General features: G+C 51.4%; 15 protein-coding genes. All 15 read left to right on the top strand.

Annotation, left to right across the window (positions count from 1 at the left end):
• The first annotated feature begins 413 nt into the window (after positions 1-413).
• The 15 genes from VZT47_RS06280 to VZT47_RS06210 all read left to right on the top strand — a co-directional run bounded on the left by VZT47_RS06280 (position 414) and on the right by VZT47_RS06210 (position 16,472).
• Positions 414-2,318, top strand: coding sequence for an NADH-quinone oxidoreductase subunit 5 family protein (locus VZT47_RS06280; protein ID WP_330224118.1), 1,905 nt, complete (start codon positions 414-416; stop codon positions 2,316-2,318).
• A complete protein-coding gene (locus tag VZT47_RS06275) occupies positions 2,311-3,195 on the top strand; it encodes an NADH-quinone oxidoreductase subunit H (RefSeq protein WP_330224117.1) in 885 nt (294 codons plus the stop codon). The genes VZT47_RS06280 and VZT47_RS06275 overlap by 8 nt, the downstream gene beginning before the upstream one ends.
• Positions 3,196-3,206: 11 nt before the next feature.
• Positions 3,207-3,704, top strand: coding sequence for an NADH-quinone oxidoreductase subunit B family protein (locus VZT47_RS06270; protein ID WP_330224116.1), 498 nt, complete (start codon positions 3,207-3,209; stop codon positions 3,702-3,704).
• Positions 3,701-4,135, top strand: a complete 435-nt coding sequence (locus VZT47_RS06265) for an NADH-quinone oxidoreductase subunit C (RefSeq protein WP_330224115.1) — start codon at positions 3,701-3,703, stop codon at positions 4,133-4,135. Before VZT47_RS06270 ends, VZT47_RS06265 begins: the two co-directional genes overlap by 4 nt.
• Positions 4,135-5,220, top strand: coding sequence for a hydrogenase large subunit (locus VZT47_RS06260; RefSeq protein ID WP_330224114.1), 1,086 nt, complete (start codon positions 4,135-4,137; stop codon positions 5,218-5,220). The genes VZT47_RS06265 and VZT47_RS06260 overlap by 1 nt, the downstream gene beginning before the upstream one ends.
• A gap of 11 nt (positions 5,221-5,231) precedes the next feature.
• Complete coding sequence (locus VZT47_RS06255) at positions 5,232-7,346, top strand: 4Fe-4S binding protein (protein WP_330224113.1); 2,115 nt, start codon at positions 5,232-5,234, stop codon at positions 7,344-7,346.
• On the top strand, positions 7,339-7,683 hold the full coding sequence (locus VZT47_RS06250; RefSeq protein WP_330224112.1) for a hydrogenase maturation nickel metallochaperone HypA/HybF: 345 nt from the start codon (positions 7,339-7,341) through the stop codon (positions 7,681-7,683). Before VZT47_RS06255 ends, VZT47_RS06250 begins: the two co-directional genes overlap by 8 nt.
• Positions 7,684-8,382 carry a hydrogenase nickel incorporation protein HypB gene (hypB, locus tag VZT47_RS06245; protein ID WP_330224111.1) on the top strand — a complete coding sequence of 233 codons (699 nt, stop codon included), beginning with the start codon at positions 7,684-7,686 and terminating at the stop codon, positions 8,380-8,382.
• Between the two features lie 503 nt (positions 8,383-8,885).
• On the top strand, positions 8,886-10,178 hold the full coding sequence (locus VZT47_RS06240; protein WP_330224110.1) for an ATP-binding protein: 1,293 nt from the start codon (positions 8,886-8,888) through the stop codon (positions 10,176-10,178).
• A gap of 106 nt (positions 10,179-10,284) precedes the next feature.
• Positions 10,285-12,951, top strand: coding sequence for a carbamoyltransferase HypF (gene hypF, locus VZT47_RS06235; protein ID WP_330224109.1), 2,667 nt, complete (start codon positions 10,285-10,287; stop codon positions 12,949-12,951).
• Between the two features lie 9 nt (positions 12,952-12,960).
• Complete coding sequence (locus VZT47_RS06230; protein WP_330224108.1) at positions 12,961-13,179, top strand: HypC/HybG/HupF family hydrogenase formation chaperone; 219 nt, start codon at positions 12,961-12,963, stop codon at positions 13,177-13,179.
• Positions 13,176-14,210 (top strand): hydrogenase formation protein HypD, encoded by a 1,035-nt coding sequence (gene hypD / locus VZT47_RS06225; RefSeq protein ID WP_330224107.1) that lies wholly within the window; start codon positions 13,176-13,178, stop codon positions 14,208-14,210. Before VZT47_RS06230 ends, hypD begins: the two co-directional genes overlap by 4 nt.
• 1 nt (position 14,211) lies before the next feature.
• Complete coding sequence (locus VZT47_RS06220) at positions 14,212-14,700, top strand: GNAT family N-acetyltransferase (protein WP_330224106.1); 489 nt, start codon at positions 14,212-14,214, stop codon at positions 14,698-14,700.
• Positions 14,701-14,709: 9 nt separating this feature from the next.
• Complete coding sequence (hypE, locus tag VZT47_RS06215) at positions 14,710-15,693, top strand: hydrogenase expression/formation protein HypE (RefSeq protein ID WP_330224105.1); 984 nt, start codon at positions 14,710-14,712, stop codon at positions 15,691-15,693.
• Between the two features lie 347 nt (positions 15,694-16,040).
• Positions 16,041-16,472 (top strand): nuclear transport factor 2 family protein, encoded by a 432-nt coding sequence (locus VZT47_RS06210; protein WP_330224104.1) that lies wholly within the window; start codon positions 16,041-16,043, stop codon positions 16,470-16,472.
• Positions 16,473-16,959 lie beyond the last annotated feature (487 nt).

Below are 16,959 nucleotides of genomic sequence, written 5' to 3'. Positions count from 1 at the left end.
GCGGCGAAAAGAACAGAGAAACCAGGCACGGGCATAAATCCAACAGACTCAACAATCTGGGGGAAAGGGGGCTTTATGCCCTTTTTTTGATGTTTTAGCCCATTGGGGGGCTTTTTACCTCAGGTAGCCGAGATGCAAAAAAGGCTGCACAAAATGATTGCTCATTATTGTACAGCCCCACCTTCCCGACCACCCCGAGGAATCCCGATGATCGTACGGGGAAAATCCCGTTTCTTACAAATATTACAAAAAAATATATTTTCATCTCTTGCAGGAATAGCTTATTTGCGATAAAGTATAATAATAAATTACTATACCCCAAAATAATGTGTACATCCATAAGAGCATTAAGTGTATACATATGGGACTTCCTGTGAGATTTGAGATGCATGAATAGGGAAGGGGAGAATGTTATGGTTATACCGGTTTTACTTTTTGCGGTGCCTTTTGTAACGGCCCTGATTATGCTGGGTGTCCGGTCTTCGTCGCTGCGGAATCATATCGTGAAGGCTTCGGCTTTTCTGATGATGGTTCTTTCCGTAACTACGGGGTTCCTTTATTTTGGACATCCTTTCAAGGTCGGGATTGATTCGGAGGCTCTCCGGCTGACTATGACGGCTGTAGATGGTCTGGCAGCTTTGACGGTCCTGTATTACTGTATGAAGTATAAACGGTACCTGGTCGCTCTTCTCGGGATTGTCCAGTTTGTGCTGATTGTGGCTTTTGAGTTCCATGCGGGGAGTTATGCCCGTTCGGTGTGGGATTTCAATATCGATAATCTGGCCATCATTATGATTCTGATTGCCGGAATTATCGGGGGCCTCATTGCCGTGTATTCTCTGGGATATATGGCGGTTTTCCACAGGAAGCATACGGATATCGAGGACCGGCGGCCGTTTTTCTTTTTCGTGGTTTTCCTGTTCCTGGCAGCCATGTTCGGTCTGGTGATGGCCAATAATCTGCTTTATATGTATACGTTCTGGGAAATCACGTCGCTCTGTTCTTTCCTCCTCATCGGGTATACGCAGACGAATGAGGCCATTCATAATTCTTTCAAGGCGCTCTGGATGAATCTTCTGGGTGGTCTTGCATTTGCGCTGGCTATCGTATGGCTGGGGTCGAAGTTCTATACGCTGGAGCTTTCTCAGCTGGTGAATCTGGGAATCCAGTCCATGCCTGTAGAACCGATTGTGGCTTTACTTGTTTTCTGCGGTTTCACGAAATCCGCTATGATGCCGTTTTCGGGCTGGCTTCTTGGCGCTATGGTGGCTCCGACTCCGACTTCTGCTCTCCTTCATTCTTCGACCATGGTTAAGGCGGGGGTATTTCTGATTATCAAGCTTTGTCCTGTTCTTGGAAATAATCATCCCGGTGTCATGGCTATGCTGGTCGGGGGGATTACTTTCTTCTTTGCATCCTGCGCCGCTATTTCCCAGTCTGACGGGAAAAAGGTGCTGGCTTATTCCACGATTTCCAATCTGGGACTGATCGTATGCTGTGCGGGGACCGGTTCTTATGAAGCAGCCTGGACGGCTATCATGATCGTTATTTTCCATGCGGTGGCAAAATCCCTGCTTTTCCTTACGGTGGGGACGGCAGAACAGCAGCTGGGCAGCCGGAATCTGGAAAGTTTCGATGGTATTTTCAATGCCATGCCGCGGCTTTCTCTGTGCATGGTAATCGGGATCTGCGGTATGTTCCTGGCGCCTTTCGGCATGCTGATTTCCAAATGGGCTGCCATGAAAGCTTTCGTCGATGCAGGACAGCCTCTTTTGCTCCTGGCTCTGGTTTATGGTTCGGCCACCACTCTTTTCTACTGGACCAAGTGGCTCGGAAAAATCACGACGTATATACCGACCAATGAAAACCGGGAGAAGGGGATCCTGGGTGTCCAGTGGACGGCCCTGAAATCGCTGGCATCCCTGACTCTGGTGGTGTGCGTTCTTTTCCCGCTGATTTCCCAGTACATGGTCATTCCGTACCTGGCTCATATTTATAGAAGCATCGATGATGTCATTGCCCAAAGCAATCTGTGGATCATGTCTCTCATGGTTTTCCTCCTCGTTCTCCTGCCTCTCCGTTTTGGCAAGGGAAGGAAATCGAAGAAGATGGTCATTACGAATCTGGCCGGTGAAAATCTGGGTGAAGATGTGGCTTACCGCGGGGCAGCAGGCCGGGTGGTTCCGGTCACTCTCCGGAACTGGTATATGGAGACCTGGTTTAGTGAAAGAAAAATGCAGCTCTGGGGGTACACGGCCTGCGTGGCCTGCCTCCTGATGGAGTTATCTCTTGCGGCAGGAGGTGTGTTCCATGTCTGATTTCTCCGATTACATCGCAAGCGGCCTGGGAGCCATCCTCTTCCTCATCCTGGGACCTTTCATCGGCGGTCTCATTCACGGGCTGGATCGTAAAATTTCCGCCCGCATGCAGCGGCGTGTGGGACCTCCGCTTTTCCAGCCTTTCTATGATTTCCTGAAACTCTGGTCCAAGCAGCCCATCGCCATCAATAAGGCGGAAGGTTTCTATGTGCTGGGTTTCCTCATTTTCGTCCTTCTTTCGGGCACTTTCTTCTTCGCCCGGGGAGATATCCTTCTGGTCGTTTTCACTTTGACTATGGCCAGTGTCTGTCTGATTATTGCTGCTTATGCATCGGCTTCTCCCTATGCCCAGGTGGGGGCGGAAAGAGAACTGGTCCAGACTATGGCCTATGAACCGATGCTTCTTATGGTGGCTCTTGGTTTCTACCTTTCCTGCGGGTCTTTCAATATCGGGGACATTATGGAATCGGAAACCATGAATTTCCTCCGCATGCCCGGCATTTTCCTGGGGCTCTGCTATATTCTCCTCATTAAATTCCGGAAGTCTCCTTTCGATATTTCCATGTCCCATGAAGCCCATCAGGAACTGATCGGCGGGGTAAAGACGGAACTTTCCGGCCGGACCCTGGGTATGGTGGAACTGGCTGAATGGTATGAAGATGTATTCCTCCTGGGACTGGTGCTTCTTTTCTTTATAAGCGCTGACTGGTGGACTTCCCTCATCGGCCTTGGGGTATGTTTCCTCACTTTCTTCCTGGATATTCTCATTGATAACAGCTGCGGCCGAATCAAATGGGAACGGATGCTGGCTTCTACCTGGCTTTTCTCGTTCCTCCTGGGATTCATCAACGTGGCATTTCTCATGTATTTCAAATAAGGAGGGGCAAAATGGCATTTGAAAAGAAATCGCCCTGGCTGATTCATTATGACGGCTCTTCCTGCAACGGATGCGATATCGAAGTGCTGGCATGCCTGACTCCGCTTTATGATGTGGAACGGTTTGGCATCGTGAATACGGGGGATCCGAAGCATGCCGACATTTTCCTCGTCACCGGGGGTGTGAATGCGCAGAATCTCCCGGTAGTCCGCCAGATTTATGAACAGATGGCAGAACCCAAAGTAGTCATTGCCGTAGGAACCTGCGCCTGCACGGGCGGGGTTTTCCGGGAATGTTACAATATGCTCGGCGGCATGGATAAAGCCATTCCGGTGGATGTCTATGTTCCGGGCTGTGCGGCCCGGCCGGAATCGATTATTGCCGGCGTCGTAAAGGGTCTGGCTATCCTTGAAGAAAAACATAAAAAACTGAAATCCACCGGAGAGCTCTATGTACCGCCGAAGGAAGAGCCCCTTCCCTTTGAGAATGTAAAGGAGGAAAAAGCATGAAACAGCAGGTAATGGTGAAACGGCCCGAAGAACTGCTGGAGCAGACGGCCCGTTTCAAACGCGAAGGCTGCCGGCTTGTGCAGATCCTCTGTACCCGGGTGGAAGAAGGCTATGAGCTGACTTACAGTTTCGATAAGAATTATTTCCTTTATAATCTCCGCATCATTGTACCTCTTTCCGGTTCCATTATGAGCATTACGAGTCTGTACTGGTATGCTTTCGTCTGGGAAAATGAAATCCATGACCTTTTCGGCCTGGATGTCCGTTTCATCGCACCGGAAGTGGACTATGGGGGCCATTTCTATCATCTGGCCCAGAAAACGCCCTGGCATGATCTGTCCGGAGCGGTTCACGCGAAAAAGGCCATCAAGGTCAACCTCAGGAGCGGCCTTGGCATTGATGCTTCTGTTACAAAAAAGGAGGGTAACTGATGGCAGAAATAACGACAGTCCCCTTCGGACCCCAGCATCCGGTCCTTCCGGAACCGATCCATCTGGATCTGGAATTGAAAGATGAAAAAGTGGTCCGTGCCGTGCCCTCCATCGGCTATATCCACCGGGGCCTTGAAAAACTGGTGGAAAAACGGGATTTCAAACAGTTCGTCTATGTGGCGGAACGGGTCTGCGGCATCTGTTCCTTCGGTCATGGCTGGGGATATACGAAAGCCGTGGAAGGCCTCATGGATATAGAAATACCGAGACGGGCGAGCTACCTTCGCACGTTCTGGCATGAACTTTCCCGCATGCACAGCCATCTTTTATGGTTTGGCCTTGCCGCCGATGCCCTGGGTTTTGAAAGCCTTTTCATGAATGCCTGGCGGATCCGCGAAATCGTGCTCGATATTTTCGAGGAAACCACGGGAGGCCGCGTCATTTTCTCGGTCTGCAAAGTGGGCGGCGTGCGCCGTGATATTTCCGATGACCAGCGGAAAATGATTCTGGGAAAACTGAAAATTTTAAGGAAGGAAATCCGCGAAATGGGGATGACTTTCCTCTATGACAATACCATCCAGTACCGTCTGGAAGGAGTGGGAGTCCTTTCCATGGATGATGCCATGGATCTGGGCTGCGTAGGACCTATGGCCCGGGCCAGCGGAGTACCGCTGGATTACCGGATGGCTGATGATGAAGGAGCCTACAAAGAACTTCATTTCCGGCCCGTCACCGATACGGCAGGAGACTGCCTGGCCCGTGTCCGCGTGCGGCTGGGAGAACTGAATCAGTCCATCGATATCATCCAGGCGGTCCTGGAAAATCTTCCGGATGGAAATATCGAAGTGCCGGTGAAAGGAAATCCGCCGGTGGGCGAATATTTCACCCGTGTGGAACAGCCGAGAGGCGAAGCTTTCTACTACGTGAAAGGAAATGGCACGAAGAATCTGGAACGTTTCCGCCTCCGTACGCCGACGAATGTCAATATCCCGGCCCTCGTGAAAATGCTCGAAGGCTGCGACCTGGCAGACGTAGGAAACCTGATTCTCACCATCGATCCCTGTATCAGCTGCTGTGAACGATAAGGAGGGGCGCCATGAGCTTTCTGATTTACATGAAACAGGCCCTTTCCAACCTGTTCAAACCTCCGGTGACTACGGATTATCCGATTAAACCGAAAGAATTCAAACCCCATGACCGGGGCCGTGTCATCAATGATGCGTCCAAATGCATTCTCTGCGGCATGTGCGAAAAAACCTGCCCCGCCGGAGCCATTACGGTGGACCGTAAAAACGGGACCTGGAAAATCAATCCTTTCTCCTGCGTCCAGTGTGCGGGGTGCGTGGAAAACTGTCCGAAAAAATGCCTCCACATGGATCCCCATGCCACGGATCCGGATGTGGAAAAATCGGAAATCATCCTTCAGGTCAAGGAAACAAGTACGGCGGCCAAAGGAAAACGGACTGTGGCTGCTGTCAATATGGCCCAGGCATCCATGGATGACCGGAGTCATATCGTCAACAATATTCTGAAATGTATTTTCTGCGGACAGTGCCAGCGGAACTGTCCTGCCGGAGCCATTACGGTGGACCGGGCGAACCGGACCTGGCGAATCAATCTGGATGCCTGCATCAACTGCGGAACCTGTATCGACAACTGTCCGAGAAAATGTCTGTCCCTGGGCTGCTACCTTGGAAACCGGACCGATATCCTCATGCATGCGCCAAAACCGGTCCACCGCAAGGCAAAGCCTTCCGTACCGAAAGCGCCATCTCCGATTCCGACCTATAAAACGGAAGAACCTTCCCTGGTCCTCAATGACCGCCATGTGCGGATTGACGCTTCGAACTGCCTTTTCTGCGGAACCTGTGCAGAAAATTGTCCTGTTTCCGCCATTACCGTGGATGCAGAAAACAAGACCTGGACCATTGACCGGGAAAAGTGCGTGACCTGCGGAGTCTGCGTAGATAACTGCCCCGCATCCTGCCTTACCATGGCAGAAACCTATGAAGAAGGGGAAAGGAAAGAAGCCAGACCGACTTTCAAAGGCATCATCCTCACGGAAAAACCGGAACACCGGCCGCCGGCTCCTGCCCCGGAAACCCCGAAAGCAGAACCCACAGTTCCAGCTCCGGAAGAAATAAAAACAACGCCCCAGCAGGAAGAAAATCCGGACCTGAACGACATGCATGTAAAAATCGCTCCGGAAAAATGTCTCCTCTGCGGAAAATGCGCGCATAACTGCCCCATGGAAGCGATTACGATTGACCGGAAAACCCGCACCTGGACCATCGACCGGGAAAAATGCGTGACCTGCGGAGTCTGTGTAGACGGCTGCCCGGCTCACTGCCTCTCTATGGAAGACGAATATGGAGCGGATGAAAAGAAAGTCAGTCCTGCTTCCTTTACCATTCCGAAACCCCAGCGGCCGGCCAGACCCCGTCCGGCATCCAAACCGGCAGCTTCCCCGAAGGCGGAAGCTCCGAAAGTGGAAACTCCGAAAGTTGAAACGCCCAAAGCAGAACCCATCATTCCGGCTCCGATTCCTTCTCCCGGAATTTCGGAATCCAAACCGGATGAAGACAAAGAACTGGCCACCAATCCCTGGCATGTGAAGAACGCCATCGAAAAATGCATCCTCTGCGGGAAATGTGAACACGGCTGCCCCATGCATGCCATTTCCATTGACCGAAAGAACCGCACCTGGACCATTGACCGGGAAAAATGTGTCACCTGCGGGATCTGCGTGGACAATTGTCCCGTGAAAGCCCTCACCATGGAAGAGGAATTCGGCGAAAATGAACCGAAAGACCTCGTCCTCACCCTTCAGGGGAAAAAGCTGAACCGTCCGAACCGTCCGAGCCGCCCGGCTCCCGCGCCGAAACCGGCCCCAAAAGCAGAAGAACCGAAGCCGGAACCTGTTATTTCCAATGAAGACAAAGAGCTCGCCACCAATCCATACCATGTACGGAATGCGATTGAAAAATGCGTCCTCTGCGGAAAATGCGAACATGGCTGTCCCATGCATGCCATTTCCATCGACCGGAAGAACAAGACCTGGACCATTGACCGGGAAAAATGCGTGACCTGCGGCATCTGTGTGGACAATTGCCCCGTCAAGGCCCTGACCATGGAAGAAGAATTTGGCGAAGGGGAACCGAAGGACCTCGTCCTCACGCTGCAGAAGCCTCCGAGGAAGCTCCATGCATGAGTATCCCGTTACCCTGGAAATCGTGCGGATTGCCGAAAAGACAGCCCGCGAAAAAGGCGGTAAAGTCCGGGCCATCCATCTCGTAGTAGGGGAAGATTCGGGATTCATCGGGGAATCGATCCAGATGTATTTCGACGTCATTTCTGAAGGCACCCTTTGCGAAGGGGCGCAGCTTACCATCAAAGACGTGAAACCCATGATGAAATGCGACTCCTGCGGGAAACTCTTTGAACGGAAACGCTTTTCCTTTTCCTGCCCTTACTGCGGGGGAGACGGCTCCCCCACGGAAGTGGGCAAGGAATTTTATATAGAATCCGTCGATCTGGAGGTCAATTGAATGCATATGGTGAAAGCCGGCGTAATGGAAGACATTTACGCCCATAACAATCACATCGCCCAGCATGTCCGTGAATATATGATGGAGCGGAATATTTACACCATCAATGTCATGGGGGCTCCGGGGACCGGTAAAACCACATCCCTGGAAAACCTCATGAAATATATGAAATCGAAAATTTACGTCATTGAAGGGGATATCGAGTCCGATATCGATACCGAAAGACTCCGGAAACAGCATGTCTCCGCGGCCCAGATCAATACCTTCGGTGCCTGCCATCTCGATGCGCCCCTGGTTCACAATGCCATCCATGCCATGGATTTTTCCCAGCCCGGCATCCTTTTCATTGAAAATGTAGGAAACCTCGTATGCCCGGCTGAAATGGTGATCGGGGAAAATATCAAACTCCTCATCGTATCCGTCACCGACGGCAGCGATAAACCCTACAAATATCCGCTGGCCTTCGAAAAGGCGGATATCATCCTGCTGAATAAAATCGACCTCGCTCCCTACCTTGATTTCGATGAAGATTTCTTCATGAAAGGCCTCCGCCATCTCAATAAAAAAGCGCCGGTCTTCAAAGTTTCCGGCAAGACAGGAGAAGGCTATCAGGAAGCCGCCGAATGGATCGAAAAAGCAGCCGAAGAAAAACTGACCCATCCGGGAGAATACGATGATGAACATCATCATCATGAGTGATGAGCCGTTAGCAGTTAGCAGTTAGCAGTTAGCCGTTGGCCGTTAGCAGTTAGCAGTTAGTAAAAAGTGGGCGCCCTTGAAATGATAGAGGCGCCCATTTTTTATATGGAGATTTCAGGATGGAAAGCTTTTGATTCGGGGGTGTCGGGGGTATCGGGGCTGCCCCGAAGGTGGCGCCCTTCGGGCGCAGGTTTTTGATTTTGCCTCAGGTATACATTTGGAGCGGCTCCGGTAGTGCAGAGAGGCATTGGGGATTAGGAACCGGGAATTAGGGGAGGTGCGGCGCTAATTCATGGGCGCCGCATTTTATTTGCCTTCGGCGGGCATGTACGACAGGAATGGTCATCACGGAGCTTTGTCGACTGTACAGTCTCCCCAGGGGGATTGATTTCCGGAACTATAAAATGTGTAAAATTTCAAAAAATAATGCTATAATATGTGTAAATTTAAGCGAAAAAGGCCAATAAAATGTGTAAATTTATTTCTAATCAAAGGAGGACCCTATGGAGCGGAGTGCGATGAAGGCGCTTCTGGACTGGAAAAATCGGGCGGACCGGAAACCTCTGGTGCTGAAGGGTGCCCGTCAGGTGGGGAAGACCTGGCTCATGAAGGAATTCGGAAGAAGGTACTATGAGAATACAGTCTATTTCAACTTTGATGAAGAGGAGGACCTGAAGTCTTTCTTTGCCAGGACAAAGGATCCGAAAAGGCTGCTTGACCTGCTTTCCCTGCTTCATGGAGAACCGATCCGTGAGGGGAAGACGCTCTTGATTTTTGATGAGATTCAGGAATGTCCGGATGCTTTGAATTCCCTGAAATATTTCCGCGAGCAGGCGGGAGGGGTCCATATCATGGCGGCAGGAAGTCTTCTGGGAACTTATCTGGCAGAACCTTATTCCTATCCCGTGGGACAGGTGGATATCCTCCATCTGTATCCGCTGACTTTCCGGGAATTCCTGGGCGCTGTCGATGAAAATGTTTCTAAAATTTATGAATCCCTTCGGCCTGATGAGGAAATACCGGAGCTTTTTCATAATCGCCTTCTGGATGCGTATCGGACCTATATGATTATCGGGGGTATGCCGGAATGTGTTTCTTCCTGGAGCGCTGAAAAAAGTCCAAACCGGGTGGGGGAGCTGCAGCGGGATATCCTTGCTCTTTATGAAAATGATTTTTCAAAGCATAACAGCCGGATTAATGCGGCCCGGGTACTCATGGTGTATCGGAGCCTGATTTCCCAGTTATCCAGGGAAAATGAGAAATTTGCCTATGGTCTCGTGAAAAAGGGAGCTCGGGGACGGGAATTCGAGGAGGCTGTGGAATGGCTTGTTTCCTCAGGCATCGTTCACCGCATGTTTAATGTGACAGCTCCGGGTTATCCATTGAAATCCCTGGAAGAGGCGAGTCATTTCAAACTTTTCCTCCTGGATGTGGGCCTTTTGAAGACCATGGGGGAAGTGGAAAATGAGGCAATCCTTTTTGATAAGCCTTTTGCTTTCAAAGGCGCTATGACGGAAAATTTCGTGCTTCAGCAGTTTCTGGGAACCCTTCCTGCTGCGCCTCATTATTTTTCGCCTGATTCTCAGCATGAAATCGATTTTCTGCTGCAGCATCAGGGAGAAATTATTCCGGTAGAAGTGAAATCGGGCCATATGAAACAGGCGGCCAGCTTCCGCTGGTATCTGGAGAAATATGAACCGGCAAGGGCTGTGCGATATTCCTTGAGAAACTACCGGAAAGACGGGAAATTTACAAACCTGCCCCTTTACCTGGCAGGCAGGACGGAATTTTTGTGAGATACATCGGCTGTTTTATGCTTTTGGGTTCTGATCACTGTGAACTCATACTTCGGTTTTTCGGTAAAAATGGAAATATAGCTGCTGCGTTCAAAGGAGGTGCACTATGAAAACGATTCGTCTCATCGCTGCGGGCCGTGTCCAGGGGGTGGGATTCCGTCCTTTTGTGGTGCGCCTGGCCAAATCGCTATCTCTTACGGGATGGGTGAAGAACCTGGGAGGCATCGTGGAAATACGGGCATCCGGGGAAGCTTCGTCCTTTTTAAAAATGGAACAGGCGCTGAGAGAGGCTCCTTACCCCATAGAAGTGGAAAAGCTGGAAATAGAGGAACTGCCTTTGGAAAGTTTTCCGGATTTCCAGGCCATAGAAAGCAGCGGGAAGCCCAGGGCTCCTCTTTTTCCGGCGGATATCGCCATCTGCCCGGACTGCGAAAAAGAGCTTCATGATGAAAAGGACCGGCATTTCCATTATCCTTTCCTCTCCTGCACCGCCTGCGGACCGAGATATACGATTATCCGGAAACTGCCCTATGATCGTCCTTTGACGACCATGGAGGAATTTCCCCTCTGCGGAGACTGTGAAAAAGAATACAGAGACCTGAAAAACCGGCGCTGCCATGGGGAAACGATCTGCTGTGAAAACTGCGGACCGGTCCTGAAAGGCATCATCAAAGGGGAAAAGACCCTGTATAAGGAAGAAGCCATGAATAAAGCCATCGAAATGGTACGAAAAGGGGCCATCATCATGACGAAATCCATCGGCGGTTTCAATCTGGCGGTCCGGGCCGATTTTCCTGAAAGTGTACGAAAACTTCGCACCCTGAAACACCGGGAAGGCAAGCCTTTTGCCCTCATGGTTTCCGGTCTTGAAAAAGCAGGGGAACTGGCAGTTCTATCGGGGAAGGAAAAGAAACTTCTCGCCTCGCCATCGAGACCCATCGTCCTCTGCCGGCCCAAAGTGCAATTCAAAGGAGTGGCGGAAAACGTGCCCCGGCTGGGACTCTTTCTGCCTCCTTCCGCCTTTTATACCCTTCTCACCGAAAATGCGGGAGCCCCTCTCATCGTGACCTCCTGCAATACCAGCGGAAGTCCCATTCTATATAAAGATCAGGAAGCGGAGCATTTCTTCGAAACCCATGACATCCCCGCCCTTTTCACAAACAACCGGGAAATCCTGCGCCCCGCCGATGATTCCGTACTCAAAGCCGTGGGAAATCACGTGGATTTCATCCGGAGGACCAGGGGATTCCTCCCCGAACCGGTCATCCGAAAGGGACCCAAAGGAAATCTCCTTGCTTTGGGGGCGGATATGGAACCATCCATCTGCCTCACCGGCGGGGGCTATGTGTACCCCGGCGAAATGCCCTGTGAACTGACCGAAGAAGGTTCCGAAGAAGCGCTGCTTGACCTGGAAAAGGACTGGGAACACATGCTGGGCATTTCCCCGGAAAAAATCCTCTGCGACCTTCATCCGGGCTACATCTCTGAGAATCTGGCCGAAAAAATAGTACAAAAAAGAGCCATCCCCCTCACGAAGATCCAGCACCACCATGCCCATGCCCTTTCCGTCATGGCAGAACATGGCCTGAAAGGCCCGGCCCTGGCCTTCATTTTCGATGGCACCGGCTATGGAAATGACGGAACCATCTGGGGCGGCGAAATCCTCCTCTGCGAAGGGAAACAAATGAAACGGATGGGCCATCTCGAAAGCCTTCCCCTCCTCTCCGGAGACAATTCCATGAAACAAGCCTGGAAAACCGCCCTCTGCGATTTACATTTCGCTGGCATTGATGGCCCTCTCGAAAAAATCTCTATCGCCCAAGGCCCCCCAAGCTTGGGGAGCTGGCCGCAAAGCGGCCTGAGGGGTTGTTCTACCAGTACGCGGGAAAATGAGGAAATCACTTCAAGCGTATCGGATTTCAAAAATAGTGTCTCTACCGAAAACATCGAAACGTCCCCACCTCCCCGAGCCTGGGGAGGTCCCGGAGCGAGCGAGCAAAGCGAGCGAGTGGAGGGGAAGGGGTTGTTCTATCGGTACAAGGGACAAATTGACTCAAAAGCGTCAAGGATATCGAACTTCGAAATGAGTGACGCAGCCGAAAAAATCGCTATCCCCCAAGGCCCCCCAAGCTTGGGGAGCTGTCGCCAAGGGCGACTGAGGGGTTGTACGATCGGTACAAGGGAAAATGAGGAAGCAGGTCCAAGCGCCCCCAATCCCCAAGCCCCAATCCCCAAGTCCTCACTCACCGACCCCCGCTATCCCTTAGTGAAAGCAGCCCTCGAAGCTAAAATAAATGTCATCGAAGATTCCGCCATGGGACGGCTCTTTGATTCTGTTTCCGCCATCCTTGGCATCTGCAGTGAAAACCGCTTCAAAGGGGAATGTGCCATGGCTCTTGAAAAACTCGCCACGGAAGCCAGAGAGGAAGGATGCATCGGGACGAAACTGTATTTCACAAAGGAAATCAGGAATGGGGAGCTCCTCTGGGGGAGAAAAGCCCTCATTCATGACCTTCTTTTCAAAGATGGTACAATAAAAGAAAAAGCCCTCGGCTTTCATGAGGCCATTGCCCGCATGATCGCAGAGAGCGCGAAATATTTCCAGATTCAGGATATCCTCCTTTCCGGCGGCTGTTTCCATAACAGCCTTCTCTGGACCCTTGCGGAAGAGGCGCTGGAAAAGGAAGGATTCCGTGTGTATGGCAATGAAAAAGTCCCCTGCGGCGACGGAGGGATTGCCCTCGGCCAGGCCTTCTGGGGACTTGCGAAATAAGGAGGACCTATGTGTGTAGCGTATCCGGGACGGGTCATGTCCATTCATGGCACCCATGGCATGGTTGATTTTTCAGGGACCGAAGTTCCTGTGAATCTGGCCATGGTGCGGGCAAAAATCGGGGATTATGTCCTCGTCCATGCAGGTATGGCCATCCAGATTGTGAAAAAAGACGAAGCCATTGACTGGATCAATCTGTTCAGGGAAATCGAAGAGGAGAGCAAATGAAAGAAAAAGAACTGGCCCGTTACCTTTCTTCCTACGACGGGCCGCCCGTGAAACTGATGGAAGTCTGCGGCACTCATACGTCTTCCCTGTACCGGACGGGCATCCGCCAGCTTCTTTCGAAGAAAATCACCCTCCTTTCGGGTCCCGGCTGTCCCGTCTGCGTGACGCCCACGGCTTATATCGATCAACTGATTTCCTATGCTTTACAGCCGGGCCATAAAGTCATGGCTTTCGGGGACCTTTTAGCCGTTCCGGGAAGCGAAATGTCCCTCGCAGGAGCCCGGGACCTGGGAGGACAGGTGGATTTCTTCTATAATCCGGAGGAAATATTTGAAATTGCTGCCGCAAATCCTGAAATCACCTATATCCTTGCAGCGGTAGGATTTGAAACGACTGCTCCCGTCTGGGCAAGCCTCATCAAAAGGACCTTTGATGAAAAAATCAGAAATATCCGCTTCCTTACCGCATTGAAAACGATGCCGGAAGCCATGAGAATCCTTGCCGAAAGCGGACGGGTGGACGGATTTTTATGCCCCGGTCACGTGGCCGTGATTACGGGAAGCGAACCTTTCCGGAAACTGGCTGATATTTCCCAAAAACCCATGGTGATTGGCGGCTTTACCGCGCCCCTCCTTCTTCGTGCCCTGTCCCGGCTTACCCTGGAAACCTCTCATCATCAGGGGGGACTATGGAACGAATATCCCATGGTGGTCACTCCCGAAGGAAATCCCATCGCCAAAGACCTGATGAATGACGTTTTCACCGAAGGCGATGCGGTCTGGCGGGGACTGGGAAATATCAAAGGTTCGGGACTCTATATTTCCGAAAAATATAAAGACCTGGACGCAGGAAGCTCTGGCCTGACGGCAGATAAAATGCCGAAGGGCTGCTGCTGCGCGATGGTATTGACCGGCAGGATTACCCCTGAAAAATGTCCCTGCTTTGGAAAAGCCTGCACCCCGGACCATCCCGTGGGGGCCTGCATGGTTTCTTCCGAAGGGGCCTGCTGCATTACCTACCGGGGAGGTTAATATGGAAATTAAAATTCGCGCCTATCATCCGGCAGATGAAGAATCGTGCCGGGCCATCTGGAATGAAGTGGTGGAAAAGACCGATTCTTTCCCCCAGATGGAACCGCTGGAAAAGGGCGAAGCGGACCGGTTCTTCCAGTCCATGAGCTATACCGGCGTGGCAGAGGATGAAAAAGGAGAAATCCTGGGCCTTTACATCCTTCATCCCAACAATGTGGGCCGCTGCGGACATATCGCCAATACCAGCTATGCCGTGAAAAGCTCCCTCCGGGGAGGGCACATCGGGGAGAAACTGGTGCTCCATTCCCTCACCGAAGGGAAAAAGCGGGGATTCCGGATTCTGCAGTTCAATGCGGTGGTGGCGGACAATATCCATGCTCTTCATCTCTATGACCGGCTGGGATTTACGAGACTCGGCACCGTGCCGGGCGGATTTCTGAAACACGACGGAACCTACGAGGATATCATCCTCTTTTACCATCTCCTGTGAGGAGGACTTATGAAAATAGAACTGCGCCACGGGGCGGGCGGCGAAGAAACGGGCCGCCTCATCGGAAGCCTGTTTGAGAAATATTTCAAAAATCCCATCCTGGACCGGATGGAAGACGGAGCGGTGCTCCCGCCGATTTCGGGAAATCCCGTCTTCACCTCCGATTCCTTCGTGGTGGAACCCCTCTTTTTCCCCGGAGGAAATATTGGCCGCCTTTCCATCTGCGGCACGGTGAATGACCTTGCTTCCATGGGAGCAAAACCTCTGTATCTCACCGCTTCTTTTATCCTGGAAACAGGACTGGAAATGGAAACTCTTGAAAAAGTAGTTTCCTCCATGGCAGAAACGGCCCGGGAAGCGGGAATCCGGATCGTGGCAGGGGATACGAAAGTCATCGAAGGAAAAGGAGGCCTTTATATCAATACCGCCGGCATCGGGGAAAGACCGGAATCTTCCCGGATTTCCGCCTCCGCCCTGCAGCCGGGGGATACGATCCTTCTCACCGGAACTCTGGGAGACCACCATGCCACCATTCTGACGCAGCGGCTCAGGATGAAAACCAGTCTGCAGAGCGACTGCGCCCCCTTAAATGGCATCGTTTCCGCACTGATAGAACAAAATCTTCCCATCCACACCATCCGTGATATCACCCGCGGAGGCCTCGCCACTGTGGCCAATGAACTTTCCCAATCCTCAAAGGTCAGAATCGAACTGTCCGAAGAGAAACTTCCCGTCTCCGAAGGCGTCCGCGCTCTGACCGGCATTCTCGGTCTGGACCCTCTGACTATGGGGAACGAAGGAAAAATGCTGATCGCCCTGCCGTCAGAAAGCGCAGAAAAAGCCCTCGAAATCATCCGCTCCTGCCGGTACGGAGAAAAAGCGGTCCTTGCAGGTAAAGTGACCGAAGGCGAAGGAGTCATCCTCGTCACGCCCTATGGGGGAAGAAGGAAGATCATGCCCTTACGGGGAGAAGGGCTGCCGAGGATTTGCTGATTGGAGGCATATTTTGAATCCTACGGTTGAATCCTGCGGTTTGAGTCAGAAGCGATTTTCGTGATTCGTGATTCGTTGTTCGTTCTTCGTGAAGGTGGCGGCCTGATGGCCGCCGAGTATGTATGGGGAATGTGCTCAGGCGGGGGAAAAACTTTTTCCTTAAAATCATACAACCGTTTTTTTTATTAGAGAATAACAGTCATCCATATAAAATGGCCCGCTATCGGATTTTTGCGGGCCATCCTTCACTGATCACTAAGAACTGATAACTGATAACTTTTTACTGCTACTGTGCAATCTGATGGAAGCAAAAGGTATTACCGGTATTGCCGGGAAAGGAGCATCCCATGTCCCTTGAAATACTGGAAGAAAAGGAGGCTATCCGTGAACTTATGGACCGCTTTTCCAATCTGGAATGCGACGTGAAAAAGCAGAGTGAATTCTTTACCGAAGACTGCTGTATCCGCATCCATGCCGGCGGGAAAGTGACCATGGAAATGAAGGGAAGAGAAGAAATGGTCCGGAAATTTTCGGGATTTGCCGCTGCCGTCAAAGCTTCCCATCATATGAACGGCCAGCAGGTCATTGAAATTCATGGAAATACCGCTTCGGATATCCATTATTGCCGGACAGTGCTTCTTATTTCCATGAACGGGAAAGACTATTTCTACGATCATTACCTGCGGTACGAAGATGGGCTCGTCAAAATGGATGGAATCTGGAAAATTAAGGTACGGGACCAGTACTTTGTGATGAGCGAGAGAAGAGAGAAGATATAGACAACTGGCAAAGACTACGGTTTGTGTCAGGCGCGGTTTTCGGGTCTTAGCCTCACCAGGGCACGCCCCGATATAGACCATTTCGAGATTTCGGGGCTCGGGATTCGGGAAGGATTGGCTGCGGATGCAGCCCGTATTTTTATGGGGATTTTGCACAGGCAGGGGAAAATCCATAGCGGGCAAACGGTTCAGTCTGAAATCTGCACCACAGATACTCCTCTCGAATGGCGCAAGCCTTTAACAGGACACCCTGATTCCGGTTCCCGGTATACCGCAATGGAAAGCAGGAAACTGCCTCTCGTTCAAGTCGGAATCGCAGGCCTTGATTTGTTTTTCAGGATGATCGATTCTTCGAATCGATTCTGCCCTTTCAGGCCCTTTGGGCCCACCAAGCCCCCCTGGTCAGGGTAATGGCAACAAAATAAGGACATCAAAAATCTAATATTGTGGATTTTTAGGTTTATTAGATGAAAATTAGCCTTCTAAT

It is taken from the genome of Dialister sp., assembly GCF_036343215.1.
GTDB lineage: Bacteria > Bacillota > Negativicutes > Veillonellales > Dialisteraceae > Dialister.
Note: the sequence above shows the minus strand (reverse complement) of the source record. Positions and strands in the feature narration are given on the sequence as shown.